18 protein-coding genes are annotated in these 24,644 nt (G+C 66.4%); 12 read left to right on the top strand and 6 right to left on the bottom strand.

Annotation, left to right across the window (positions count from 1 at the left end; genetic code table 11):
* Positions 1 to 48: 48 nt before the first annotated feature.
* Together DX905_RS02650 and DX905_RS02645 are read left to right on the top strand one after the other, a co-directional pair.
* Positions 49 to 1,824 (top strand): DEAD/DEAH box helicase, encoded by a 1,776-nt coding sequence (locus tag DX905_RS02650; RefSeq protein ID WP_116089945.1) that lies wholly within the window; start codon positions 49 to 51, stop codon positions 1,822 to 1,824.
* Positions 1,825 to 1,929: 105 nt separating this feature from the next.
* Positions 1,930 to 3,417, top strand: a complete 1,488-nt coding sequence (locus DX905_RS02645; protein ID WP_116089944.1) for a Ppx/GppA family phosphatase — start codon at positions 1,930 to 1,932, stop codon at positions 3,415 to 3,417.
* A 3-nt stretch (positions 3,418 to 3,420) separates the two neighbouring features.
* On the opposite strand, the gene DX905_RS02640 is transcribed toward DX905_RS02645, so the two are convergent.
* Both DX905_RS02640 and rnd read right to left on the bottom strand, forming a co-directional pair.
* Positions 3,421 to 3,912, bottom strand: coding sequence for a hypothetical protein (locus DX905_RS02640; protein WP_116089943.1), 492 nt, complete (start codon positions 3,910 to 3,912; stop codon positions 3,421 to 3,423).
* Entirely contained in the window at positions 3,909 to 5,075 is a 1,167-nt protein-coding gene (gene rnd / locus DX905_RS02635) for a ribonuclease D (RefSeq protein ID WP_116089942.1), read from the bottom strand. The genes DX905_RS02640 and rnd overlap by 4 nt, the downstream gene beginning before the upstream one ends.
* A gap of 173 nt (positions 5,076 to 5,248) precedes the next feature.
* Here rnd and aspS point away from each other — a divergent pair, with 173 nt between their 5' ends.
* Together aspS and DX905_RS02625 are read left to right on the top strand one after the other, a co-directional pair.
* The gene (gene aspS / locus DX905_RS02630; RefSeq protein ID WP_116089941.1) at positions 5,249 to 7,072 is read left to right on the top strand and encodes an aspartate--tRNA ligase; all 1,824 of its coding nucleotides are present in this window, start codon (positions 5,249 to 5,251) and stop codon (positions 7,070 to 7,072) included.
* A gap of 141 nt (positions 7,073 to 7,213) precedes the next feature.
* Positions 7,214 to 7,903: an EAL domain-containing protein gene (locus DX905_RS02625; RefSeq protein WP_116089940.1), complete on the top strand. Its 690-nt coding sequence runs from the start codon at positions 7,214 to 7,216 to the stop codon at positions 7,901 to 7,903.
* On the opposite strand, the gene DX905_RS02620 is transcribed toward DX905_RS02625, so the two are convergent.
* The 3 genes from DX905_RS02620 to DX905_RS02610 all read right to left on the bottom strand — a co-directional run bounded on the left by DX905_RS02620 (position 7,900) and on the right by DX905_RS02610 (position 13,391).
* Positions 7,900 to 10,758, bottom strand: a complete 2,859-nt coding sequence (locus tag DX905_RS02620) for a M16 family metallopeptidase (protein ID WP_116089939.1) — start codon at positions 10,756 to 10,758, stop codon at positions 7,900 to 7,902. The genes DX905_RS02625 and DX905_RS02620 overlap by 4 nt on opposite strands.
* A 68-nt stretch (positions 10,759 to 10,826) precedes the next feature.
* Positions 10,827 to 11,303, bottom strand: a complete 477-nt coding sequence (locus tag DX905_RS02615) for a GreA/GreB family elongation factor (RefSeq protein ID WP_116089938.1) — start codon at positions 11,301 to 11,303, stop codon at positions 10,827 to 10,829.
* 18 nt (positions 11,304 to 11,321) lie between these two features.
* Complete coding sequence (locus tag DX905_RS02610) at positions 11,322 to 13,391, bottom strand: lytic transglycosylase domain-containing protein (RefSeq protein ID WP_116089937.1); 2,070 nt, start codon at positions 13,389 to 13,391, stop codon at positions 11,322 to 11,324.
* 45 nt (positions 13,392 to 13,436) lie between these two features.
* On the opposite strand from DX905_RS02610, the gene dapA reads away from it, so the two are divergent.
* Positions 13,437 to 14,312 carry a 4-hydroxy-tetrahydrodipicolinate synthase gene (gene dapA / locus DX905_RS02605; RefSeq protein WP_116092274.1) on the top strand — a complete coding sequence of 292 codons (876 nt, stop codon included), beginning with the start codon at positions 13,437 to 13,439 and terminating at the stop codon, positions 14,310 to 14,312.
* A gap of 38 nt (positions 14,313 to 14,350) precedes the next feature.
* On the opposite strand, the gene DX905_RS02600 is transcribed toward dapA, so the two are convergent.
* Complete coding sequence (locus DX905_RS02600; RefSeq protein ID WP_116089936.1) at positions 14,351 to 15,724, bottom strand: cryptochrome/photolyase family protein; 1,374 nt, start codon at positions 15,722 to 15,724, stop codon at positions 14,351 to 14,353.
* A gap of 164 nt (positions 15,725 to 15,888) precedes the next feature.
* On the opposite strand from DX905_RS02600, the gene DX905_RS02595 reads away from it, so the two are divergent.
* The 7 genes from DX905_RS02595 to smpB all read left to right on the top strand — a co-directional run bounded on the left by DX905_RS02595 (position 15,889) and on the right by smpB (position 24,398).
* Positions 15,889 to 16,755 carry an AraC family transcriptional regulator gene (locus tag DX905_RS02595; RefSeq protein ID WP_116089935.1) on the top strand — a complete coding sequence of 289 codons (867 nt, stop codon included), beginning with the start codon at positions 15,889 to 15,891 and terminating at the stop codon, positions 16,753 to 16,755.
* 74 nt (positions 16,756 to 16,829) lie between these two features.
* Entirely contained in the window at positions 16,830 to 18,716 is a 1,887-nt protein-coding gene (locus DX905_RS02590; RefSeq protein WP_116089934.1) for an amidohydrolase family protein, read from the top strand.
* A gap of 67 nt (positions 18,717 to 18,783) precedes the next feature.
* A complete protein-coding gene (locus DX905_RS02585; protein WP_116089933.1) occupies positions 18,784 to 20,100 on the top strand; it encodes a hypothetical protein in 1,317 nt (438 codons plus the stop codon).
* 48 nt (positions 20,101 to 20,148) lie between these two features.
* Positions 20,149 to 21,237 (top strand): serine hydrolase domain-containing protein, encoded by a 1,089-nt coding sequence (locus DX905_RS02580; RefSeq protein ID WP_116089932.1) that lies wholly within the window; start codon positions 20,149 to 20,151, stop codon positions 21,235 to 21,237.
* A 63-nt stretch (positions 21,238 to 21,300) separates the two neighbouring features.
* On the top strand, positions 21,301 to 22,518 hold the full coding sequence (locus DX905_RS02575; RefSeq protein WP_116089931.1) for a hypothetical protein: 1,218 nt from the start codon (positions 21,301 to 21,303) through the stop codon (positions 22,516 to 22,518).
* Between the two features lie 308 nt (positions 22,519 to 22,826).
* Positions 22,827 to 23,759: an ATP-grasp fold amidoligase family protein gene (locus tag DX905_RS02570; protein ID WP_240320689.1), complete on the top strand. Its 933-nt coding sequence runs from the start codon at positions 22,827 to 22,829 to the stop codon at positions 23,757 to 23,759.
* 156 nt (positions 23,760 to 23,915) lie between these two features.
* Positions 23,916 to 24,398 (top strand): SsrA-binding protein SmpB, encoded by a 483-nt coding sequence (smpB, locus tag DX905_RS02565; RefSeq protein ID WP_116089929.1) that lies wholly within the window; start codon positions 23,916 to 23,918, stop codon positions 24,396 to 24,398.
* Positions 24,399 to 24,644 lie beyond the last annotated feature (246 nt).

Raw genomic sequence — 24,644 nt, 5'->3', positions numbered from 1 at the left:
CGGCTGTTTTTCGCTTGCGGTCAAGCGCGGAACGACCATTTAGGGTTCATGCCTTTTAGTAGATTACCCGCGCCCCTCGTCGAGGCGTTGACCGAGCGCGGCTATGCCACGCCCACCGCCGTCCAGGCCGCGATGCTGGAAGACAACGCCGACGGCCGCGACCTGATCGTCTCCGCCCAGACCGGATCGGGCAAGACGGTCGCCTTCGGCATGACGATGGCCCCGCAATTGTTCGAAGGCGATCGCCTGCCGCAGCCCGGGCTGCCCAAGGCGCTGGTGATCGCACCCACGCGCGAATTGGCGCTGCAGGTCGCACGCGAATTGCAATGGCTTTACGGCAAGGCCGGTGCGCGCGTGACGCCGTGCGTCGGCGGCATGGATCCATCGCGCGAACGCCGCGCCTTGTCCTATGGCACGCATATCGTCGTCGGCACGCCGGGGCGCTTGCGCGACCATCTCGAGCGCGGCGCGCTCGATCTCTCGGGCCTCGCGACGGTAGTCCTCGATGAAGCCGACGAGATGCTCGACATGGGCTTCCGCGAGGAGCTCGAGGAAATTCTCGATGCGACGCCGCAGGGCCGCCGTACCTTGTTGTTCTCGGCGACGATGCCGAAGCCGATCCTTGCGCTGGCCCGCCGCTATCAGCGCGATGCCTTTACCATCTCCACGCTAGGTGCCGATCGCGGCCATGGCGATATTTCTTATCAGGCATTGGCGGTCGCGCCGTCCGATATCGAAAATGCGACCGTCAACCTCCTGCGCCTGCACGAGCCCGACACGGCGATGCTATTCTGCGCGACGCGTGACGCCGTGCGCCGGCTTCACGCGAGCCTGGTCGAGCGCGGCTTCGCCGCCGTCGCTCTGTCCGGCGAGCATAGCCAGAGCGAGCGCAACCATGCGCTGCAGGCATTGCGCGACCGTCGTGCCCGCGTCTGCGTCGCCACCGACGTCGCCGCACGCGGCATCGATCTGCCATCGCTGTCGCTGGTGGTTCACGTCGAACTGCCGCGCGACGCGGAGGCGTTGCAGCATCGCTCTGGGCGTACCGGCCGCGCCGGCAAGAAGGGTGTCGCCGTCCTGATCGTGCCTTATCAACGCCGCCGCCGCGTCGAGGGCATGCTGCGCGACGCGCGCATCCAGGTCGAATGGATTCCGATGCCGACCGCAGCTGCGATCGCCACCGCCGATCGCGCGCGCCTGCTCGCGGTCCTGGCCGAGCCGACCGAGATCGATGACGAGGATCGCGCGATCGGGGCGGACCTGCTCGAAACCCGCGAGCCGCTCGAAATCGCCGCCATGCTGGTACGCGCGCACCGCGCCAAGCTTCCCGCCGCCGAGGAGCTGCTGGAAGGCGGCGCGTCCACCGGACCGCGCGAGCGGCTCGAAGGGCCGCGCGATCGCCAGGAAGGTCCGCGCCCCGGTTTCGAGGACACGATCTGGTTCCGCGTCAATATCGGTCGCCGCCACAATGCCGATCCGCGCTGGCTGCTGCCCTTGCTGTGCCGCCGTGGCCACATCACCAAGCAGGATGTCGGCGCGATCCGCATTCAGCAGGACGAGACCCGTTTTGAGATACCGCGCACCGCTGCCGGCAAGTTCATCGCCTCGATCAAGCGCACCTCCGCCGACGATGCCGACGGGGAAGTGCGGATCGAACAGGCTGACGGCCCGCCCCAGGGCGGCGGCGGCGCTCATCGCGGTCCCCCGCGTGGCCCCGGCGGTCCAGGTGGGCCGCGCGGCCCGCGCGGAGCCAATGGGCCGGGCGGCCCACGCGCCGGTGGGCCCCGCTTTCAGCCACGCCCGACCAACCGTCCGCAGCGATAATAAAGCAACAGGATCGACCCGACTGTCCGCGGTGAGCGCGGACGCGGGCAGCAGGCGTTAAGCGCCATTGGCGCGCGCCGACTTCCCCGCTAAACGCCTCCCTGCATGGGCGCGCTTCTCACTCCGAACCGCTCGTCGTCCGGCGTGCCGGTCGCCATTATCGATATCGGGTCTAACTCGATCCGCCTCGTCATCTACGAAGGCGAGGGGCGCATTCCTTCGATCCTGTTCAACGAAAAGATCATGGCCGGGCTCGGCAAGGGGCTCGGCAAGACCGGTCAGCTGGATAAGGAAGCGGTCGCGCGGACGATTTCCGCGCTCGCGCGCTTCCGCCGCCTCGCTCAGGACATGGGAGTAGCTAAACTGCGGACGGTCGCGACCGCCGCGGTGCGAGATGCCAGCAACGGTCCCGACTTCATCGCCCAGCTGGCCGCGATCGGCCTTCCCGTGGAATTGCTCCCCGGGAAAGCGGAAGCGTCGCTCGCCGGGCACGGTGTGCTCGCCGCGATTCCCGACGCCGATGGAATTGTGGGTGATCTCGGCGGCGGCAGCCTAGAACTGGTCGGTGTCGCGGCAGGCGAGGTGGGCGAGGGTGTCTCCGTCCCATTCGGCGTGTTGCGTGTCGCCCAGATGAAACTGGATTCCGCCCGCGCGCTCGATCGCGCATTGACCAAGGCGCTCACGAAGGCCGGATGGAGCGGGACCGCCGACGGCAAGCCCTTCTACATGGTTGGTGGATCCTGGCGTGCGCTCGCTCGCCTGCACCAGGCATTGACCTATTATCCGCTGCCGATCGTCCATCAATATCGGGTGGCGCCATCGGAGGCGCAGCGCCTGGTGCGCGCGCTCGGCCAGCTCGATGCCAAGCGGATCAAGAGCATTGCCGGCATCACGTCGTCGCGCATCGCATCCTTGGGCGAGGCGGCCATGCTGCTCGCGGCGCTGGTGCGGCTGCTCAAGCCGTCGGCGTTGATCGTGTCCGCCTATGGTCTGCGCGAAGGCCTGCTTCACAGCAGCTTGCCCGCCAACGTGCGTGCGATCGACCCGTTGATCGAGGCGGCCCGGGAGGAGGGCGTCCGGCAGGGGCGTTTCCCGGAGCATGGCGACCTGCTCGATCGCTGGATCGCGCCTTTATTCGCGAGCGAGCCGGCCCAACTGGCCCGGCTGCGTCACGCCGCCTGCCTGCTGGCCGATGTCGGCTGGCGAGCGCATCCCGAATTCCGCGCCGAACGCGGTCTCGATGTCGCGCTTCACGGCAATTGGGTAGGGATCGACGCGGCGGGTCGGGGCATGTTGGGGCAGGCTTTGTTCACCCATTTCGGCGGCGACGGGGTCTGTCCGATCGTCAACCGGCTGATCGGCTACGACGCTGCCGCCAAGGCGATGCAATGGGGGCTGGCAATGCGGCTGGGCCAGCGTTTGTCGGGCGGCGTGTCGGAGCCGCTGGAGTCGAGCGCTATGACCATCGACAATGGTGCACTCCTGATGACGTTGCGGGGCGAGGATCGCGCCCTCTACGGAGAAGCGGTCGAGCGACGCCACAAGCTGCTCGCAAGCGCGCTGGGATTGAAGGCGCTGGCGCGCACCGCCTGACGACTAGGGCTTGGGGGTGGGCGCTTCCACAAGCGGCTGCTGGCGCGCGAGATCCTGGTCCAGCGCCATCGCGGTCAGACGCGGCCGCCATGCCTCTTCCAGCATCCGCGTCATGCTGCGCGCCATCGCCACATCGACCACGACACGCCCATCCTGCGTGATCCGCATCAAGTGGGCGCGATAGTCGCGCTCGATATCGGCGCAGCGGCCGAACGCACCGTCGATCAACGTGCCCGGCCCCTGATGGAGGGGCGCCCATCGGGACAGCGCGTCGGTTACGCACAATTTCCAGTTGTTGAGCGCCAGATCGGCAGCCGCGCCTTCGACATTGCCGACCGCATCTTTCTGGCGCGCTGCCATATCCTCGGCCGAAAAAGGCGGGGCTTCCTGCAATTCGCTGAACAGCGCGACGGTGCGCGCCGTCTTCGCGTCCGGGGCCGCTGCCTCGGCGCATGCAGCGATGCCAAGCAACAGCCAGCGGGCGTAACGGATCACCCGAGTTCGCTCATCACCATCTTGCCGCCCTTGACGCTGAAGCCCATCCGCCCTTCGATCAGCGCGAGCGCGTCCTTGCCGAACACGTCGTAGCGCCATCCTTCGAGCATCTGCAGGCCGTCGCGGCGGCCGGCCGCGAGCGCGTCAATCTCGTCGGTCCGCGCGATCAGGCGCGGAGCGACGTCGGACTCTTTCGAACGAACCTTGAGCAATAGCTTGAGCAGGTCGGCCACCAACGCGCCGTCCTTGCCAAGGCCAGGGCGGCGATCGTCGCGCGCCGGCATTTCATCGTCTGGCAGCGACCCTGCGCTTTCCAGCGCGCCCATGAGCCGGGCGCCGATCTCGTTACCCGCCCAGCTCGCCGCCAGGCCGCGAACCTTGGCGAGATCGGCCTGCGAACGCGGCGGATGGACCGCAATGTCGGCAAGCGTCTCGTCCTTGACGAGCCGGCCGCGCGGGAGGTTCTTGCGCTGCGCCTCGCGCTCGCGGAACGCCGCGATCGCCTTGAGGCGGCCGAGGACTTCCGGCTTGCGGCTTGGCACCTTGATCCGTTGCCACGACAGTTCGGGATCGTTGACGTAATTGGCGGCGTCGGCGATCCGCTCCATCTCGTCGTCCAGCCACGCCCCCCGTCCGGTCGCGCGCAGCTTGTCCAGCATCCGCGGGAAAATCTGGATCAGATAGGTGACGTCACCGATCGCATAATCGATCTGGCGTTTGTCGAGCGGACGGCGGCTCCAGTCGGTGAAGCGGGCGCCCTTGTCCAGCTTCACGCCGGTCATGCTCTCTACCAGGTTCGAATAGCCGACCTGCTCGCCCATGCCGAGCGCCATCGCCGCGATCTGCGTATCGAACAAGGGATGGGGGGTGCGCTGCGTCAGATTATGGACGATTTCGATATCCTGCGCGCCGGCATGGACGACCTTGAGCACATCCTCATTGTCGACCAGCAGGTCGAGCAGGGGGGTCAGGTCGATATCGGGCGCGAGCGGGTCGATCGCCGCCGCTTCATGTGCGTCCGCGATCTGCACCAGGCACAATTCGGGCCAATAGGTATTCTCGCGCATGAACTCGGTATCGACCGCGACGTAGGGGCTCTTGGCGAGCCGGGCGCAGAGATCGGTAAGGGTGGCGGTGTCGGTGATCAGGGGATGAATAAGCATTGGGGGTGGCCATAGCCGCGCGCGGGCGGGTTGACAAAGAGGGTCGTGGAATCAATGCGCAGCCCTCGCGATTTAATCGTCACCCCGGCGAAAGCTGGGGTCTCCCGAGGCAAGGGACATTCCGCCTTACGAGATGCCAGCGTTCGCTGGCATGAGGATAGTTAGGAAAAGACATGCACGCCTATCGTACCCACACCTGCGCCGGCCTGTCGGCTGCGAATGTCGGCGAGACCGTCCGCCTGTCCGGCTGGGTCCATCGCCGGCGCGATCACGGCGGCGTGCTGTTCGTGGATCTGCGCGACCATTATGGCCTCACCCAGATCGTAGCCGACAGCGACAGCCCCGCGCTGCCGATTCTCGAGCGGCTGCGCGTCGAATCGGTCGTGACCATCGACGGCCTGGTCAAGGCGCGGGCCGAAGGCACCACCAACGCCAACCTCGCCACCGGCGAGATCGAGGTGTTCGCCCAGAACGTCACCGTCCAGTCCGAAGCGCAGGAGCTGCCGCTGCCGGTTGCGGGCGAGGCGGATTATCCGGAGGATATCCGGCTACGTTATCGCTTCCTCGATCTGCGGCGCGAGCGGCTCCACAAGAATATCATGCTGCGCTCCAACGTGATCGCGTCATTGCGTCGCCGCATGATCGGCCAGGGCTTTGCCGAATTCCAGACGCCCATCCTGACCGCCTCCTCGCCCGAAGGCGCGCGCGACTTCCTTGTGCCGTCGCGCATCCATCCAGGCAAATTCTACGCGCTCCCGCAGGCGCCGCAAATGTTCAAGCAGCTGCTGATGGTCGCGGGCTTTGATCGCTACTTCCAGATCGCGCCCTGCTTCCGCGACGAGGATGCGCGCGCCGACCGTAGCCCGGGCGAATTCTACCAGCTCGATTTCGAGATGAGCTTCGTCACGCAGGAGGACGTGTTCGCCGCGATCGAACCGGTGCTGCACGGCGTGTTCGAGGAATTCGCCAATGGCCGCACCGTCAGCCCGTGTCCATTCCCGCGCATCGCCTACAAGGATGCGATGCTGAAATATGGTTCGGACAAGCCCGATCTGCGCAACCCGATCGAGATCGTGGACGTCACCGATCATTTCCACGGCTCCGGCTTCGGCCTGTTCGCGCGCATGGTTGAAGGCGGCAATGTCGTGCGCGCCATTCCCGCGCCGGGGGCAGGCGCCAGGAGCCGCAAATTCTTCGACGACATGAACGAATGGGCGCGCGCGCAGGGTTATGCGGGCCTCGGTTACATCAATATCAAGGATGGCGAGCCCGGCGGCCCGATCGCCAAAAATCACGGCGAGGAAGGCACCGCCAAGCTTATCGAGGCGCTCGGCCTCGGCCCCAATGACGGCGTCTTCTTCGCCGCCGGCAAGGAAGGGCAGGCGGCCAAGCTCGCCGGTCTGGCGCGTACCCGCACCGCCGAGGAGCTTGGTCTGATCGAGCAGGGCGTCTTCCAGTTTTGCTGGATCGTCGATTTCCCGATGTTCGAATATGACGAAGAGGCCAAGAAGGTCGACTTCAGCCACAACCCCTTCTCGATGCCGCAGGGCGAGCTGGAAGCGCTGGAGACGAAGGATCCGCTCGATATCCTGGCCTACCAATATGACATCGTGTGCAACGGCATCGAATTGTCGTCGGGCGCGATCCGCAATCACAAGCTCGACGTGATGTACAAGGCGTTCGCGATTGCCGGCTATACGCAGGAGGAGGTCGACGCCAATTTCCCCGGCATGGTCGGTGCGTTCAAGTTCGGCGCGCCGCCCCACGGTGGCTCCGCGCCGGGCGTCGATCGCATCGTCATGCTGCTGGCCGACGAGCCCAATATCCGCGAGGTCGTGCTCTTTCCGATGAACCAGAAGGCGGAGGACCTGATGATGAACGCGCCGTCGCCCGTGACGTCGAAGCAGCTGCGCGAGCTCAACATCCGCGTGGTCGAGCAGCCCGGCGCCAAACCGGCGCAGCCGGTCGCGGCAGCGGTGGCGCCCGACGCTGGCTAATTATGGGCGGCCATTGTTTCGATCTAAGTGGATGGAGACGGTGGACATTTGTCGCGCCGAGATCATTGTCTCGGTGTGAACGTACCCGCAAATCCTTGTTCAGGCTGTCGTGACGGGGAAACGTTCGGAATTCCGTTTTCGATGGCCTTCCAGCCTATCGTCGACATGCAGTCCGGCCGCCCCTTTGCCTATGAGGCGCTCGTGCGAGGCCCCAATGGCGAGGGAGCGGCCACGATCCTGAGCCGCGTCACGCCCGAAAATCGTTACGCATTTGATCAGGCGTGCCGGGTGAAGGCGATCGAAACCGCGATGGCAGCAGGCATCATTGCGACTGGCGCCAGGCTTTCTATCAATTTCCTGCCCAATGCCGTCTATTCGCCCATGGCCTGCATCCAGCTGACGTTACGCACCGCGGAACGATCCGGTTTTCCGCTCGACCGGCTGATCTTCGAATTCACTGAAAATGAGCATATGGCATCGCCCGATCACGTAGGCTCGATCATCGATACTTACCGCCGTATCGGTTTCGCGGTCGCGATCGACGATTTCGGCGCCGGCCACGCCGGGCTCGATCTGTTCGCCCGTTTCACACCAGACATGGTCAAACTCGACATGGAGTTGGTGCGCGACATCGACGCCGATCCGCGCCGTCGGGCGATCGTGCGCGCCATGGTCATGCTCTGCGCCGAGCTGGATACGATCCTGATCGCCGAAGGGATCGAAACGGAGGGTGAGGCAGCGGCGCTGCGTGCTCTGGGCGTTCGCTACTTCCAGGGCTATCTGCTCGCCCGCGCGGAATTCGAGCGGCTTCCGGAAATTTGTCTCGCCTAAGGCGCGCGCGGGGGAGCACCTTTGACGATGACGCGAAGTGCGGGGTCACGTGCCAGCCAGCGTTGCGCCGCCGTCCGCACCGCTTCAGCAGTGACCTGCTGATAGCCGGTCACCCCGGTGCGGATCAGCTCGACATAGCGGGGATCGTCGAGGTCGCCCTGCAGCATCTGGGCCCAATACATGTTCAGCTTGCGTTGGCGGTCGTTACCGCTCGCGATTGGCGCGATGGCGCGGGCAAGCTCGTCTGCACTCGGGCCGTCCTTGGCCAAAGCCTGGGTAATCTCGCGCGTCGCACGCTCGAAATCAGCCTGGCGCTCGGCCTTGATCTGGCTGTTGACGATCAACACGCCATAATCGGGAAAGGTCTCCGATTGGTTGCTGCCGACGCCCGGCGTGTAGGTGCCGCCCTCGCTCTCGCGGAAGCGGTCATACAGCCGGGTCTGGATGATTTGCGCGGCCACGTTGAGCGCGCGCATCTGCGGCAGGTCCTTGAGCGATCCGGTTGTCGGCCAGACATTGGCGATCAGCAGCTGGTCGGGATCGCCGCGGTGCGTGAAGCTGATCGGCGTTGCCAGCCGCGCCGGCGGCTTAAGTGCGAGATGCGAAGGGGGTTGCCTGAGCGCAGGCTTGGTCACCGCCGCGCCGAACGTCTGTCGCGCCGCTTCGATCGCGGCGCTCTTGTCGATATCGCCGATGATCAGGACCTTGCGCGCCCCGCTCGCGAACAAGGGCTGCCAGAAGGCGCGGTAGGCGTCGGGCGTCACGGCCGCCACTTGGGCACGGGTCGGCATGGCGAACCGCGGATCGCCATTATGGATCGGCTGGCTGGCGAAGGCATTGAACACCGATCCCGGATTATTGAAGATCGTGTCGTAATTCTGCACGAAGCCGTCGCGCACCCGCTGGAAGGCGTTGCTGTCGAAGCGCGGCTCGCGGATCGCCGCGTCGAGCAGGCGAAGCTGCTCGACCAGCTGGGCGGCGGTCGTGCCGCCCGACCAGGAGAAACTGCGCTCGCTGGCGCCGAATTGCAGACCGATCCGCTTGCCCGCCGTCGCTCGCTCCAGGCCTCCGAAGTCGAGCGGCCCTACGCCGCCTTGTACGATTGCCGGCGCCGTCCACAGCAGGGAGGGTTTCGTGGGATCGAGCGCGGTCAGGCCGTCGCCCGCTTGTGCCACAACGATGACGCCGGCCTGCTCGAAGCCGGTGCGCTTGAGGTCGAGCTCGACGCCATTGTCGAACTTGACGCGCGTCACGTCCAGATCGGGGATCACCTTGGTCCACAGGATCTTGCCGGGTGCGCCGGGCCGGCCGAGATCGTCGAGACTGACGCGCTTCTCTTCGGCACGTGCCGCCGCCTTGGTCGCGCGTGCCTCCACCAGGGCGGCGGCGAACGCCGCATTGCCGCCCTCGACCGGTCGCGGGCTCAGCAATAGCGCGCGGGCGTTGGACTGGATCAGCGTCCGCATCGCCGCGCCGACATTTTCCGGCGTCAGATTCTTGCGCTGGCTGTCGAACAATTTCAGCATGAAGCTGGGTTCGGCGACGACTTCGCCGGTATCGACCGCGCCGACGAGTTGGTTGGCGAGGGGGGCCGATTGGACGGTTGCTCCGCCGGCGGCCGCGGCCTGGAGACCGGCTTCGATCGTGGCGGCAACCTGGTCGATCTCGTCCGGGCTGGGTAAGGTGGCGACCGCATCGGCAAGAATGCCATAGGTTTCGGAGAGCGCCTGCCGCCATTGGCCGGCCTTCGGTGCGGTCACGACGAGCATATTGTCGGAGACGTGGCGCTGTTCGGAATAACCCGCGCCGCCCGACAAGAAGCTCCCGCCGTCGCGTGCCTTGCGCGCGATCCGCTGCGACAGCACCTGTACCGCAACCAGGCGCGTCAGGTCGGATGCCTCGTCCGCCAGCGTGTCGGGCCGCTCGTCATGCTGCGATACCCAGTTCAGCATGAGCTGGCTGGGTGCTTGCGGGTCCGCGATCACGGCGGAGGTGGCCTTGGGCGTTTCGGGCTTGCCGTAATTGGGCTCGGTCGGCGCCGGGCCGCGCCCGACCCAATCGCCGAAATGGCGTCGGATCGCGGCTTCCAGCGTCGCAGGGTCGGCATCGCCGACGATCACCACCGTTGCGCGTTCCGGACGGTACCAAAGGTTGTAGAAAGCACGCAGCCGCTCGGCACTCGCGGCATTGAGCGTCGCGTCGGTGCCGGCAATGTCCGCCGCAGCGGCACGCGTGCCGGCGAGCAGCACCGCCTTCGAAACGTCCTGCACGCGCTTGGCGAACGGCGTCTGGCGCAGCGCGCGTTCCGCCGTGACGACCTGGCGCTCGATCTCTACCAGCTTGGGATCGAGATTGGCGCTGGTCACCATTTCCGACAGCAAAGTCAGCGCGGTGTCCAGCGAGGCGGGATCGTTCTTGGGAAGATCGAGCTGGTAGAGTGTCTGGCTGAGCGTGGTAAAGGCGTTGGTGTCGGTCCCGAATTGCGCTCCTAGCCGCTGCCAGGTGCGGATGCCTTCGCCGTCGGGCACGCTCTTGGTCCCGCGGAAGGTCATATGTTCGATCAGATGGGCATAGCCTTTTTCGTCTTCGCGCTCCATCAGCGCGCCCGCATCGATCCGCACGCGGATCGCCAATGTGCCCGCCGGATATTTGTTCTGCCGCACCGCATAGCGTAAACCGCTGGCCAGCGTGCCGAACCGCCACGCGGTGTTGACCGGAATATCGCTGCCCACGAACAGCCACGGCAGCGCCGCGGCAGACGGGGCTGTCGGCGCCGTCGGCGCCTGCGCAACCGCGGGTACGATCAAAGCGGACATGGCGACGGCAGACAGGAAACGCGTAACGGCTTGCTTCATCTGGAAATCCTTCGTGGCGCTCCTAGCGCGCCGATCTTGTGCTGGCGACGCGATTTCCGCGCGTCGGATCAACCGCCATATTCGATCGCGATGATCTCATAATCGCGCGTGCCGCCGGGCAGCTCCACGGTGCGCATGTCGCCGACGGACGCGCCGCGCAGCGCGCGGGCAAAGGGCGAGCGCCAGCTGATCCGGCCTGCGCCCGCATCCGCCTCGTCCTCGCCGACCAACGTGACCACCCGTTCCAGCTCGGCATCGTCGGTCACGGTGATGGTGGCGCCGAACCAGGCGCGTGCCCGGTCGGGCTGCGCGGCCGGATCGATCACCTTCACCGCTTTCATCCGCCGTGAGAGGTGCGACAGCTCGCGATCGATCTCGCGCAGCCGCTTGCGCCCGTAAATATAATCGCCATTCTCCGAACGGTCGCCATTGCCTGCGGCCCACGAGATCGTCTCGACCAGTTTCGGCCGTTCCTGAAACAATTCCTCGTAGCGGACGCGGAGCGCGGCAAATCCTGCCGGAGTGATCGGCTGCTCGTCAGCCATGATTGTTTTTATTGCCCCTCAACCCGCGCTCTTCTTGCCGAGGTAATAAGACAGGCGGTCTTTCTCCGGGGTGCGCGCACGCGCCGGGTTGAACAAGTCGTACACCACCGCGTTCTCCAGCACCTTCTGCACATAGGAGCGCGTCTCGGTGAGCGGGATCGCCTCGACCCAGTCGACCACGTCGACGCCGGGCTGGCGTGGGTCGCCATTGGCGCGGATGAATTTGTTCACATTGCCGGGCCCGGCATTGTAGCTCGCCACCGCCAGCACATAGCTGCCGGAATAATAAGTCAGCATGCGATCGAAGAAGCTCGATCCGATCATGACATTATAGCCGATATCCTTGGTCAGCCGGCTCGGGTCCCACGGCAGGCCGAGCTTGCCGGCCTGCTCGCGCGCCGTGGCCGGCATCAGCTGGGTCAGCCCGCGCGCACCCGCCGGGCTCAGCGCCTCGCGGTCAAACTGGCTTTCCTGGCGCGCGATGGCGTGGATCATCGTCCAGTGCGATTCCATCGTCGGCGGCACCGGCACGGTGGGGAAGCCGATCCGGATCGGATCGCGCGCGCCGGATTTGCGCGCGTTGCGCGACACGATCACGCCCAGGTCCGGCCGCTGGATCGACCGCGCCAGTTCGGCGGCGAGCGCATGATCGCTATCCGTCTCGGCATCTGCCGCGATCTTGCGGACGAAGGCCGTCTGCGTCTGCCAGTCACGTTGCTCGCCGAGCAGACGCACCGCGCGCACGACCTCGCGATTGGCAAAGGCGGTCCGCACCTCGGGCGCGATTGCCAGCGGCGGCGGATCGGCCGGAACGGCGATGGTCCGCCCCAGCCGTTCGGTCGCCAGCTGCCCGTAATATTGGTCGACATTCGCCGCCGCCGCCGCGAAATGGAGGTTCGCCGCAGGTACATCGCCGGCAGCCTGCGCCGCGCGGCCTGCCCAATAATCGCCCTTGGCCTGGCTGCCCGGCGTCTGCGAGGCCTGGCGGTAGCGGGCGAACATCGCCTCGGCGTCGCGCGGCCGGTTAAGCTGCTTGAGCGCCGCGGTCCCCGCCAGCCAGGCCAGGCTGGTATAGGGATCGCGCTCGGTCAGGTCGCGCGCGCGGATGTCGGCGCCATTCGGGAAGGCATGGTCCAGATTGGCAGCGATGCCGTAGGCAAGGCTCCATTGCTTGTCGTGCGCGGCGGCGCTGGCGAAGGTCAGCAATGTCGCGAGATAGGCCTGGGGATCAAACGCCGGCGCCGCCAGCGTCTCTGCCCGCGCCAGATAGGTGCGCGCATCGATCTCGCGCGCGCTGTTGCGCAGCCACAAAGCGCGGTCGATGATATAGCCCGCGTCATGCTCGGCATCGGGGCCGAGCGCCACGCCTTGGGCATCCGCATCCGGCGCCTGCGTCTGATAAGCCAGCCGCGCGGCATAGATCGGGCGTCGCTGCGCCGAGACCAATGCCAGCTGGCGCCGGGCCGAACCGCTCGCGCGGTCCCACAGCAACACTTCCATCCGCTGATCCTGTTCGGATGGGGTGAATTGGCCACCGAACCGGGCGATCAGCCGCGCCTCGTCGTCGGCCGACACCGCGCTCATCGTCCAGGCGGCGGCGGCGGCATCGCGCGCCTTGGCGGTCTGGCCGGTCGCCGCCAGCGCCTCGGCGTAGCGCACGCGTCCGGCGCCCGTCAGCGGGGGGTAGAGCGTGAAATATTGCACGACCAAGGCCGCATCGCTCTGGTCCGGCGCGATCTGCCGTTCGGCGGCGCGGCGCATGGCGGGCTCGCCAGGCCATGCGCGGTGCGCGATCAGGAAGCGCGCATAGTCGGCGAACGGCAGCCGGTCGCTCTGGCGGAGCCGCGTCCATTCGTCGATTACCGGCCACAGCGCATCGGTCCGCGCCGGACGCCAGTTCGCGTCGGCCGATGCCGCCCTGTCGCTCTGTATCCCGGCCGGCTGCTCCGTCTGGATCGTCAGGACGGCTGCGCCCGCTGCGACCGAGACCAGCAGCAAAGCTGCCGGTCCGAAGCGCGCGATGCTGGACAGGCGGGCAGGGGCATCACTATCAGACGCGCGACGCTTACGATTACCGATTGGCTTCATACGCCCGATATGGCGCCGCGGACGCGGAAATTGAAGGGACTATGGATGTTTAGCGGGTCGATTCCTGCCCTGGTTACGCCGATCCGCAACGGCGCCATCGACGAAGCCGCCTTCCGCGCGCTGGTCGACTGGCAGATCGAATCCGGCTCGTCCGCGCTCGTGCCGTGCGGCACCACCGGCGAAAGCGCGACCATGACGATCGAGGAGCATGACCGCGTCGTGCGGGTCTGCGTCGAGCAGGCCGCCGGCCGGGTGCCGGTCATCGCCGGCTGCGGCTCGAACGATACCGGGGTCGCGCTTCACCACATGCAATCGGCCAAGGCCGCCGGCGCCGACGCCGCTCTGCTGGTGCCGCCTTATTATAACCGTCCCAATCAGGAAGGCGTGCTCGCTCATTTCCGCGCGCTCGCCGCCGGCTGCGACCTGCCGATCATGCTCTATAATGTCCCGGCGCGCACCGTCGTCGACATCGCGGTCGAGACCATGGCCGAACTCGCCCGATTGCCGACCGTGATCGGGGTGAAGGACGCCACCGGCAACGCCGCCCGCGTTTCCGCCCAACGGCTCGCCTGCGGCACCGACTTCTGCCAGCTGTCGGGCAATGACGACATGGCGCTCGGCTTCATGGCCATGGGCGGGGCAGGGTGCATCTCGGTGACCGCCAACGTCGCGCCAAAAGAGTGCGCGGCATTTCAGCGGGCGTGCCGGGAGGGACGGTGGGCCGATGCCTTGGCCTTGCAGGACCGGCTCTATCCGCTCCACGCCGCCTTGTTCACGGATGCATCCCCCGGGCCGGTGAAATATGCCCTCGGCAAGGTCCGGCAGGACTTCCCCACCGAACTGCGCCTGCCGATGACGCCGCCCGGCGCCGCCAGCCGCGCCGCGGTGGATGCCGCGTTGGAGCGTGCGCGCCTTAGCTGAGCAGCAACTTGCGAGACCGACCGGTCTGAAGTGCGTTTCTAATCGTCGCTTGTGCCGGTTGGCGTGCGCAGCCTGCGCGCCGCCTCCAGCGCACGTTCCCGCCCCTCGCGATGGCCGATGATCTTGGCAGGATAGCCATTCACCGGCCCGGGATCGTGGATCTTCCCATCCGCAATGTCGGCCAATTCCGGCACCCAGCGGCGAATATAGTCGCCCGCGCCGAACTTCTCGCTCTGGACCAGCGGCGCCATGATGCGGCTGAACATGTTGGCGCCGACGCCCGTGCCCGCAATCCATTGCCAGTTGACGCTGTTATTGCCGTAATCGGCGTCGACCAACGTGTCCCAATACCAGTCCCAGCCACGCCGCCAGTCGATCAGCAAATGTTTCACGAGAAACGATGCGGTGATCATCCGCACGCGGCTGTGCATCCATCCGGTGGCCCACAATTGGCGCATGCCGGCATCGACGATCGGATAGCCGGTGCGCCCTTTCTGCCATGCGCGCAGATCCGCTTCGGCGGCCTTGCCCGTGCGCCACGGCAGCCGATCATATTTGCGATTGCCGTTGACCGCCGCATAGTCCGGCAGGGCGAGGATCACCCCTTGGGTGAAGTCGCGCCAGGCCAGCTCCTTGCGGAATTTCTCCGATGCGGCATGGCCGGCCACTCCATGCCACACCATCGCCGGCGAGATTTCACCGAAATGCAGGTGCGGCGACAGGCGCGACGTGCCCTCCTCGGCAGGCAGATTGCGGGCAGTCTCATAATCGTCGACCCGATCTGCGAAATCGGCCAGCTGTCGCGCGGCTTCGGCTTCCCCCGGCGTCATGTCGAAGCTCGCCGCCCAATCGGGCCGCGTCGGCAGCAATTTCCAGTCGCTCAATCGGTCAGAGGCCGGCCAGCATTCGGGCGGCGGCAATATTTTCGGGGCAGGCAGCGGGGCGGGAGGGGGCAAGTGGGTCTGCAGGGCCCGCCAGAAGGCGGAATAGATGCGGAACGGCTGGCCGCCGCCGGTCAGGACCTCGCGTGACGGCACCAGCACATTGCCGTCGTGCAGGACCAGCCGATCGCCCAGCTCGGCCTCGGCCTTGCGCCACCACGGCTCGGCGTGGCGCAGCGCGTGGATTTGCGTGGCGCCGGTTTCCGCGAGCAGCCGCCCTAACACCACGTCGGACCGTCCTCGCCGCAGCACCAGCCGCGATCCTGCCGCCTCGAGGTCGGCCGCCAGCCGCGTCAGCGACCCATGCAGCCACCAGCGCTGCGCCGCGCCGATCCGATAGCGCGGTTCCGGAATCTCGTCGTCGAGCACATAGACGGGAATTATCGCGCCGGCGGCCGCGGCCGCGATGATGGCGGGCTGATCGGTCAGGCGAAGGTCCTGGCGCAGCCAGACAAGGGCGACTTGGGTCAAGGGCGGTTCCTGTTACGCACGGGTGCGCTGCACAACGCATGAATCCCGATGTGGCACCGAGGGGGAGGAAGCTGCTCAGGCGAGCCGCCGAACATCATGCCCCGGCCGCCGCCACTTGATAACGCGGCGTCTCCTTCTACACCTCGCATCGTGGGGGAAGGCCGATGAAGGTAGCCTATGCGGAGTTGAGCGGGGAACTTAGCGGGCGCTCCATCGAAGACGACGCGACGCAACGCGCCTGGGTCATCCGTTCCAATATTCTGCATGGACATGCGGTCGGCCCGCAATGGCATGGCCTGACATTGCGCTACGTCGGGCGCGGGACCGAGCATTACCGGATCGGCGGGCGCCATTATCGGGTCGGTGACGATCAGTTCATGATCGCCCCGCAGCAGATGGGATCCGAGGCCGAGATCCGCAGGAGCGAGTTGAAGGGTACGCTTGGCCTTTGCATCTTCCTGCCCACCGGGGATGGCGCGGCCGACCTACTTGTCGATGCGCCCGTAATATTGCCGGCGAGCTGCATGCTCGGCACCGCGCTCAGAAATGCACTTCAGCGGTTGAGCCTGCCCGCGCCGGCGATCGACGAACCCTGGCGGGTAGCGGCGGAGGCGAAGAGGCTGGCGGCGGAAACGCTGCTCGCGCTCGACGATCAGGTCGAGGCGGTCGCGGGGCTGAAACGGCGGACACGTTTCGAGGCCGTCCGGCGGATGAATTCTGCTCGCGCCTATCTGCATTCGGTAACGAGCCGGCCGGTCCCGCTCGACGAACTTGCACTGGAGGTCGCGGTCTCACCCTTCCAACTGCTGCGCAGCTTCCGCGACTGCTTTGGGGAAACGCCCGCATCCTATCATCGGCGCCTGCGCCTCAATCTGGCGCGTCACGCGGTGGAAGGAGACGGTCATTCCTATGCGTTCGTCGCCGATCGCTTCGGCTTCGCCGACGGGAGCAGCTTCAGCCATGCTTATAAGAGGACATTTGGCGAGCCGCCGGTTCGCCGGTTGCGGCCGGGCGAGGCCGCCCACGCCTGAACCGCTCAATTCGCAACTTCCGTCAACTCGCCTGCCTCACCGCCCGCTAGGCTCGCGCGGTCGAGAGGGGGGCTATGGTCAAGCGGCTGCTGATGGCATCGATCGTCCCCGCGCTGCTGGGTTCGGCTGTCGCGGCGGCACCGCCCGTATCGGCGCCGCCGGTCGCGCACGGGCTCGCGGTCACCGGGGCCGATATTGTGACCCTGTCCGGCGGGGCGATCCTTCGCAATTTCACAATACTCGTCGCAGATGGGCGGATCGTGCGCGTCGGGCCGGCCAGCCGGATCCGGCCACCCGCGGGATATAGGATCATCGACGCCCGGGGCGAGACGCTGCTGCCCGGGCTGGTCTACATGCATGTTCATCTCGCCAACACGGCCGGCGCCGACGGCGATGCGGCGCAACGCGCGCTCGCGGTGATGCTGTCTTACGGGGTCACCACCGTCCGCAGCATGGCGGGCGGCGTCAACCACATCGCGTTGCGCGACGCGGTCGAGCGGGGGCGGATCCCGGGGCCGCGCATCTATGCCGCCTCGCCGGCGCTGCATGATGGCAACACCACCACCCCGCAACAGGCGATAGCCGCCGTCGATCGCGCGCGGACCGCCGGCTTCGACCTGATCAAATCGCATAACCTCCCCGATCTCGTCGTCTGGCAGGCCGTCCAGGACGAGGCCCGCAAGGTCGGGCTGCCGGTTGCCGGTCACGTCACCAACGAAGTCGGATTGTCCCGGGCGCTGGCGGCCGGTGAGGAGGTGGAGCATCTTGATAGCGCGCTGGCGGAGCTTCTGCCGCCGGGCTCGCGCGTGGGCTACGAGCAGGTGCCGCCGCCCGCCATTCTCCAGCAATTGGACCAGATCGGCGATGCGGCACTCACCGCCCTTGCCGCGCGCGTGAAGGCCGCCGGCAGCGTGCAGGACCCGACGCTCGCCATCTTCGAGCGGCTGGCCGACATGGACACGCCGGTCGGCGTACTGAGCGCTCGGCCGACCATGCGCTACGTTCCGCCGGCGGTGCTCCGGCAATGGGCGGACCAGCATCGCCAATTCGCCGCAGAAGGCGGCCTGAGCGGGGTCGATGCCGACCGGCTGGTCCGCATCCGGCGGCGGATCGTGGCTGCCTATCACAAGGCCGGCGTGCCGATCATGGCAGGCTCGGATACCGCCCAGTCGTTCCAGGTCTGGGGCGACGGAATGATTGCGGAGATCGAGGCGCTGGCCCGCGCCGGGCTCGGCGCCGAAGCCGCGTTGCGCGCCGCGACGATCGTGCCACGCAATTACCTGCGCGGGTTGGTCAATGGAGGATCGAGCTTGCACTGGAAGGCCGATTTCGGAGCGATCGAGGTCGGCGCGCGCGCGGACCTCATCCTCGTCAAGGGAAGTCCGCTCGAAAATCTGGCGGTGCTGCGGGAGCCGGATTGGGTCATCGCCGGGGGGCGACCCTATGACCGCGCCACGCTTGTCGCGCTGCGCGACCGGGCGGCCGCCGACGCTGCGGCGAGCGCGCCGGCGGCGCCGCCGCCGGACCCCGCTGTCCCGGCGGCGCAGGCACCGGCGGCTAATGGCGATGTGGCGTCCGCGGAGGCCATCATAGCCGCGCTCTATGCCGTGATTTCGGGCAAGGCGGGCGAGAAACGGAACTGGGACCGGTTTCGCAGCCTGTTCTATCCGGGTGCGAGGATGATCGCGATCCATCGCGATGCCCAGGGCCAGGCCCGCGCCAGGATAATGACCCCCGACGACTATATCGCGCGGAGCCAGCCGCTGCTCTACAAAATGGGTTTCTTCGAGCGCGAGACGCGGTCGCGTCGCGAAACCTTCGGGGATCTCATATTCGTTCAGTCGGACTATGAATCGAGGCATCAGCCGAACGACGCCCTTGCCTTTTCGTCGGGCACGAACAGCATCCACCTCCTGTTCGACGGCACGCGCTGGTGGATTATCACGGTCGCATGGTCGTGAGCGCGTGCATGTCGGGCAGGGGGCGCGCCCGCGAGCCATTGGCCGATATTATCGGCTCGGGGGCCCCATGAGTCTCTCGACGTTGCTGATCGCCGGCCTTGTCGCCGCCCAGCCGCCTGCCGCTGTCGACCGCTGGCGTCAGGATGTGGCGGTCGCCCGCACGGACTTCCTGCGGCAGGACCGAAGCTTCACGCCCGAACGGCGGGCGCTGGCCGATGAACGCCTTGCCCGCCTGGCGGAGGCGATCCCGGCACTGACCGGCCAGCAGATCGTCGCCGAGCTGGCGCGCGTCGCCGCCCTTGCCGATAACGGCCACACGCGCGCTTATCTGCTGCGCAACCGTGGCTGGTGGCGGCGCTATCCGATCCGCATCTGGAAGTTCAGCGACGGGTGGCGGATCATCGCTACGCGGCCGGAACAGCAGGCCCTGCTGGGTGCGCGGATAACCGGCATTGCGGGCAAATCCATGCATCGTGCCGAAGCCGCCGTGCGCCCGCTTTATGCGGGGCCACCGACCTGGGCCGGCTATATGGCCACCTATTCGCTGACCAGTCCCGACGCGCTCCTGGGGACGGGCGTGATCCGGGGGGATGGCCGCGTGCGGCTGGGACTGGAGAAGGACGGCCGGCGCTTCGCGGCGAGCGTGGCTCCCAGCGACGAGCCGCGGCGTACGGTTCCGGAGGAGAGCTGGTGGTTCCTGTCGCCCGCGCATCCCGCCGCGCGGGGCTGGGTGCAAGTGCTCGCCGGCCGCGCGCTGCCGGCTTACCTCGAGCAGCCGGGAACATGGTACGATCTCAGGCGGTGCGGCGCGGGCCTGCTCTATTTCGCCTTCAATCGCGCCGAGGATCAGCCGGGCCGCCCCACGCTTGCGGAATTCGGCGAGCGCGTGCTGGCGGAGATTGCGCGCGCCCCCCGGGCACGCCTGATCGTTGACCTGCGCTTCAATACCGGCGGCAATCTCCAGAAGACTCAAGGCTTGTTCGAACAGATCGCGCACAGCCCGCTGGCGCAGGAGCGGGGGCGGCTGTTCGTCATCCTCGGACCGAGTACTTTTTCCGCCGGTATCACTCCGGCCGCCATCCTCGCACAGGACGGCAAGCCCGTGTTCGTCGGCAGCGCGCCCGGCGACCGGCTGTTCTTCTGGGCAGAGGGCGGCAACGTCCTCCTGCCCAATTCGGGCATCAACCTTCATTATGCCGATCGCGCCCACATCTATGCGCCCGGCGGCCCGGCTGTTCCCGCCGACCTGGTCTATCTTCGGCTCAACGCGCGAAGCCTGACGCCCAGCCTGCCCGCGTCCTTGAGCTTTGCCGATTATGTGCGCGGGCGCGATCCCGCCGCCGAGCGTATCGCGCCCACGGGACTACGATGCGATGCCGATTGACGCCGGGCGCGCGGCGGAAGCCCAGCACGAAGCGAGGAGACGGCCATCATGGTCGAATTGAGCCGACGCGCCTTTGCGGTGCTTCCTTTGATTGCCGCACTGGCGGGCCGGGCAAAGGCCGCCCCCTCCGCGACCGGCGATGCGGTTCGCGCGGCTTTAAGCGGCAAGGCGACCGGTGCCGCTTTGGTCGCCAAAGGGGGGCGCATCCTCTGGCGCGGAGCGGTCGCGGACGAGGCGGGCGCCATAGCCACGCCGGCGCCCGATGCGGTCTTCGACGTGCTGTCGATCGGCAAGACATTCACCGCCATAACCGCGCTCAGGCTGGCGGAGACGGGCGCGTTGGATCTCGACAAGCCGATCCGGCATTATCTGCCTGAGCTGGGACAACCCCTGGCGGACATCAAGATCCGCCATGCCTTGAACAACGATACCGGCCTTCCCGACTATCTCGAGGGAGGCGACCTCGACCCGAGGACGAACATCCAGGCCTTCGCCGAAATCGCGACGATGGTCCCATCCCGCAAAGGCGGCTCGGGCTTCCATTATTCCAACGTCAATTTTCAGCTCCTGGCATTGCTGATCGAGCGCGTCTCGGGGCAATCGTTCCAGGCTGTCGTCCGCCGGCTGATCTTCGAGCCCGCAAGGCTGCGAAACACCAACTTCTTCGGGATGGGCGGATTTGGGACAGCGGCGGTCGCGAACGGATATATCGACGGCAAAGCGATCGGATTTCCGTCGAGGTGGCCGAATACATGGTCCCTTCTGGGCGCAGCCGGCATCGGCAGCACTGTCGACGACCTCTATCGGCTCAACCGCTATTTCCTGGCCGGCCCCGGCTTGCAGCCCGTCACCCGCGCCAGATTGCTGCTCAGCGGCGCGCCGACCTACGGGCGGGGGCCTTATGTCGGCCCCGACAATATCGATATCAGTTACGGAGCAGGGCTGTTCCATTGGCTCGACCGCAAGGGGCGGCATGTCGCCTTCCATGGCGGCGATGGCGATTTCGGTTACAACGCGGTCATGTTCTGGCGGCAGGAAGACGATGTCTTCGTCGCGGTTTTGATGAACAGCCGCAACAGCGCCACACCGCTCGATCGCGGCGCGATGATGGGCACGATACTGGCCGCGGTCGGATAGAGAGATGACATCGAGCGAAGAGGAACGCCATTGAGGATTGTCGCGGCAGCACTGATCGCCTGTATGGCCGTGCCCCTCGCCTGCACGCCGGCGCGGGCTGAGAAGGTGTCGTTCGCCACGCGGCTCGCGCGGGCGCGGACCACGTTGGTCGTCGATGGCGGCGGATTGCACGGACCTGGGGCCGCGATACTGGCCACAGCGGTGGCGGATGCGCGTTACGTCCTTATTGGTGAGGATCATCTTTCGCGCGAAATCCCGCGATTCACCACCGGCCTGTGCCGCTTGATGGCGCCTGGCGGGCTCGACGCGCTGGCTGTCGAGATCGGGCCGGAGGCTGCGCGCGTGGTGAACGACGTCCTGCGTCGTCCCGACCGCATCGCACGCCTCGCCGCCTTCATGCAGGCGCATCCCGATGCGTTCGCCTTCCAGAACGGTTTGGACGAAAGCGACATGGCCGCCCAATGCGCCCGGCTGGCGGGGCCGCATTTTCAGGTCTGGGGGCTCGACCAGGAATTCTTCGGCGCATCGGGCCACCTCTTCGAGCTGATGCTGGCGGCCCGTCCCGGGCCGGTCGCCCGCGCCGCGATCGAGACATTGGCAGCGGCGGACCTGACCGCGACTGCGAAGGCACGCGCGTCCGGCTCTCCGAGCGATCTATTCCTTTTCAGCGTCACCGATCCGCAATTGGCGCAGGCCCGGGCGGCGATCGCCCGCGACGGGGGCGACCGGGTTCGCAGCCTGTTCCAAGCGCTGGTGGAAACGCGCGCCATCTATCTCGGTCAGAATAGCGAGGCCTTTGCCTCCAACGGGCAGCGCGCCCGGCTGATGAAGCGTACCTTGGTCAAACATCTTGAGGCAGGCCCGAAAGCGCCCCGCATCTTGTTCAAATTCGGTGACGTGCACATGGCGAAAGGCGTGAATGCACTGGGCCAAAGGGACGTCGGCAATTTCGTCGCGGAACGCGCGGAAGGGCAGGGGACGGGCTCGCTCCACATCGCCGTTTATGGTGCGAGGGGCGTTCACGCTTTATATGCCGGCGTCGGCCGGCCCGTCCGTCACGAGCCGTTCGTGATGACGCAGGACCCGGATTATGCCTGGCTCAAGGATGCGTTGCCGGACAGCGCCACTGGCGCACGCGACTGGATCCTGATCGATCTGCGGCCCTTACGGGAGCGGTCGCCCGCGGACATGAGCACCGCCTGGCGCCGGATGGTCGAAGGCTATGACATGGTCGTGGTCGCGCCCGATCTTACGCCTTCCACGCTCATCGGCGCGAACTGACCTGCAATACCGCTTCCATGCGGCTCGGCATCTTGACCCTCGTGTCCGATCCCGCTGTCCGGCCTCGACATGAAACGCCATCGGTCCATGCGCGCCCGTCCGCGGCGGGGCGGTCCCGAAGTTTACGGAACCGCACGTCGCAACGTTGCAAGCGCCTCGCTTGTCTCGCGGTCATGAATAGTTTCCGACGCCGCGGTCGTGGCGCACCCGCATCCTCGTTCGATTATATTTTTGATGTCGGAACATCCCCCGAATGCAACACTTTCTAGCGCATGCCGCACCAAAGCCGTCTTTCTCCTAAAGACGCCGTGGCGGCCCGCGAGCGGCCATTGCCGACGGCCAGCTTCTCGGCCGCCACCGCGCAGACCGCTTCCCGGCAAATCGCATTGCGGCTGCCTCTGCCTTCGGCCTTGCGGTTTGCCGACCGGCGAGACGAGGGAAACTCCATTGCCACATGGCTGCGGCTGCACCTGACTTATCTCTGGCGACACCGGCGACCGCTGGCGCTCGCCGCGCCGCTTCTGTTCACCGAACTCGTCCAGCGGCGCAAGCTGATCGACCGGGATTGCCGCATCCCCCGCTGGATCGACAAGCTCGCTGCCAAACACGCCGTCGCCAACATCCTTGGCGGTGCGTGGGTCACGCCGACTTTATGGTCCGGCAACGCGCTGCCTGATCGTCCGCCCTGCGCGCCACCCTTCGTGCTGAAGTCGCGCCATGGTTGCGGGCAGATATGCTTCGTCCGCGATGAAGGAGAGGATTGGGCGAAAGTGCGTCGCATGGCAGCGTCGTGGATGCGGCGGCCGTATGGGCGCTGGCTAGACGAATGGGGCTATCGCGACGTGCCGCGCGGATTGCTGATCGAACCTTTTCTTTGCAGCAGCCTTAACTTGCCGATCGATTACAAATTGTTCGTCTTCCATGGACGGGTGCGCGCAATCCAGGTCCATCTCGATCGCGCTACGCGGCATCGTTGGGTTCTGTTCGATCCGGCATGGCGTCCCTTCTCGCGGCGGGATGGCGATCGCGACATCCGCCCGCCCGCTTCGCTGACGCAGATGATCGCCGGTGCGGAGGCACTCGGGCGCGGATTCGATTTCGTCCGGATCGATCTATACGAAGTCGATGGCCATGCTCGTTTCGGGGAAGCGTCATTCTATCCCGGTTCGGGGCTGGAGCCGATCGATCCGCCCGAACTGGACCGGCAATTCGGCCGCCACTGGCTCGGATCCGCAGGATAGGTGGCTGCTCGATGAGAATTTGGTGCGCGCTCGCGGCGTGATGATCGACTTCGTGACGGGATCCTGTGCCTTCTCGCACGGCCTGACACGGGGCGGCGGGGCAGCTGACCCGCGAACCCTAGCAACTTTCCCGAACATTCCCTACGTCGCCCCGGCATGGCCCGTCCGCGTCCCCCCGAATTCGACAAGAAGAAGGTCGTCGCCGAGAACCGGCGCGCGCGCTTCGAATATTTCCTCGAGGATTTCTTCGAGGCGGGCATTGCCCTGACCGGGACTGAGGTGAAGGCGCTACGCTTCGGCGAGGGCTCGATCGCGGAGGCCTATGCCGAGGTCAAGAATGGTCAGGTCAGCCTGATCAACGCCAACATCCCGGAATATAGTCACGGGAATCGCCTCAATCACGAGCCCAAGCGCCCGCGCAAATTGCTGCTGCACGAACGCGAGATCGAGAAGATGCACACGGGCGTCAGCCGCGAGGGCATGACGCTCATTCCGATGGCGGTCTATTTCAACAGCCGCGGCCGCGCCAAGGTCGAGCTCGCGCTCGCCAAGGGCAAGAAGCTGCACGACAAGCGCGAGACGATGAAGGATCGCGACTGGAAGCGCGACCAGGCCCGCCTGATGCGCGACCGCGGCTGAGCCTTCGTGCCTACGCACGCCGGGTCTTTACCGACATAAACCGACCTGGCCCGCAGCCTTGACAAATGTACGCAAATAGCGTACGACACGGCGCGACCAGGTCTGCATGCGATATATCGCATGCATGCCACTCCCTAATGTGCCATCAAGTTCGAATCTGGTGTTTTTTTTAAAACGACCGCTAAGCGGCACGCAGATCCAGCCCCTCGAATCTTTGGGAAAGGGGCTTTGCGCGCGGCGGCAGAG

Origin of the sequence: Sphingomonas crusticola (assembly GCF_003391115.1) — a bacterium.
Taxonomy (GTDB): domain Bacteria; phylum Pseudomonadota; class Alphaproteobacteria; order Sphingomonadales; family Sphingomonadaceae; genus Sphingomonas_I; species Sphingomonas_I crusticola.
The sequence above is the reverse complement of the archived record's forward strand: the minus strand, read 5'-3'. Positions and strand labels throughout refer to the sequence as shown.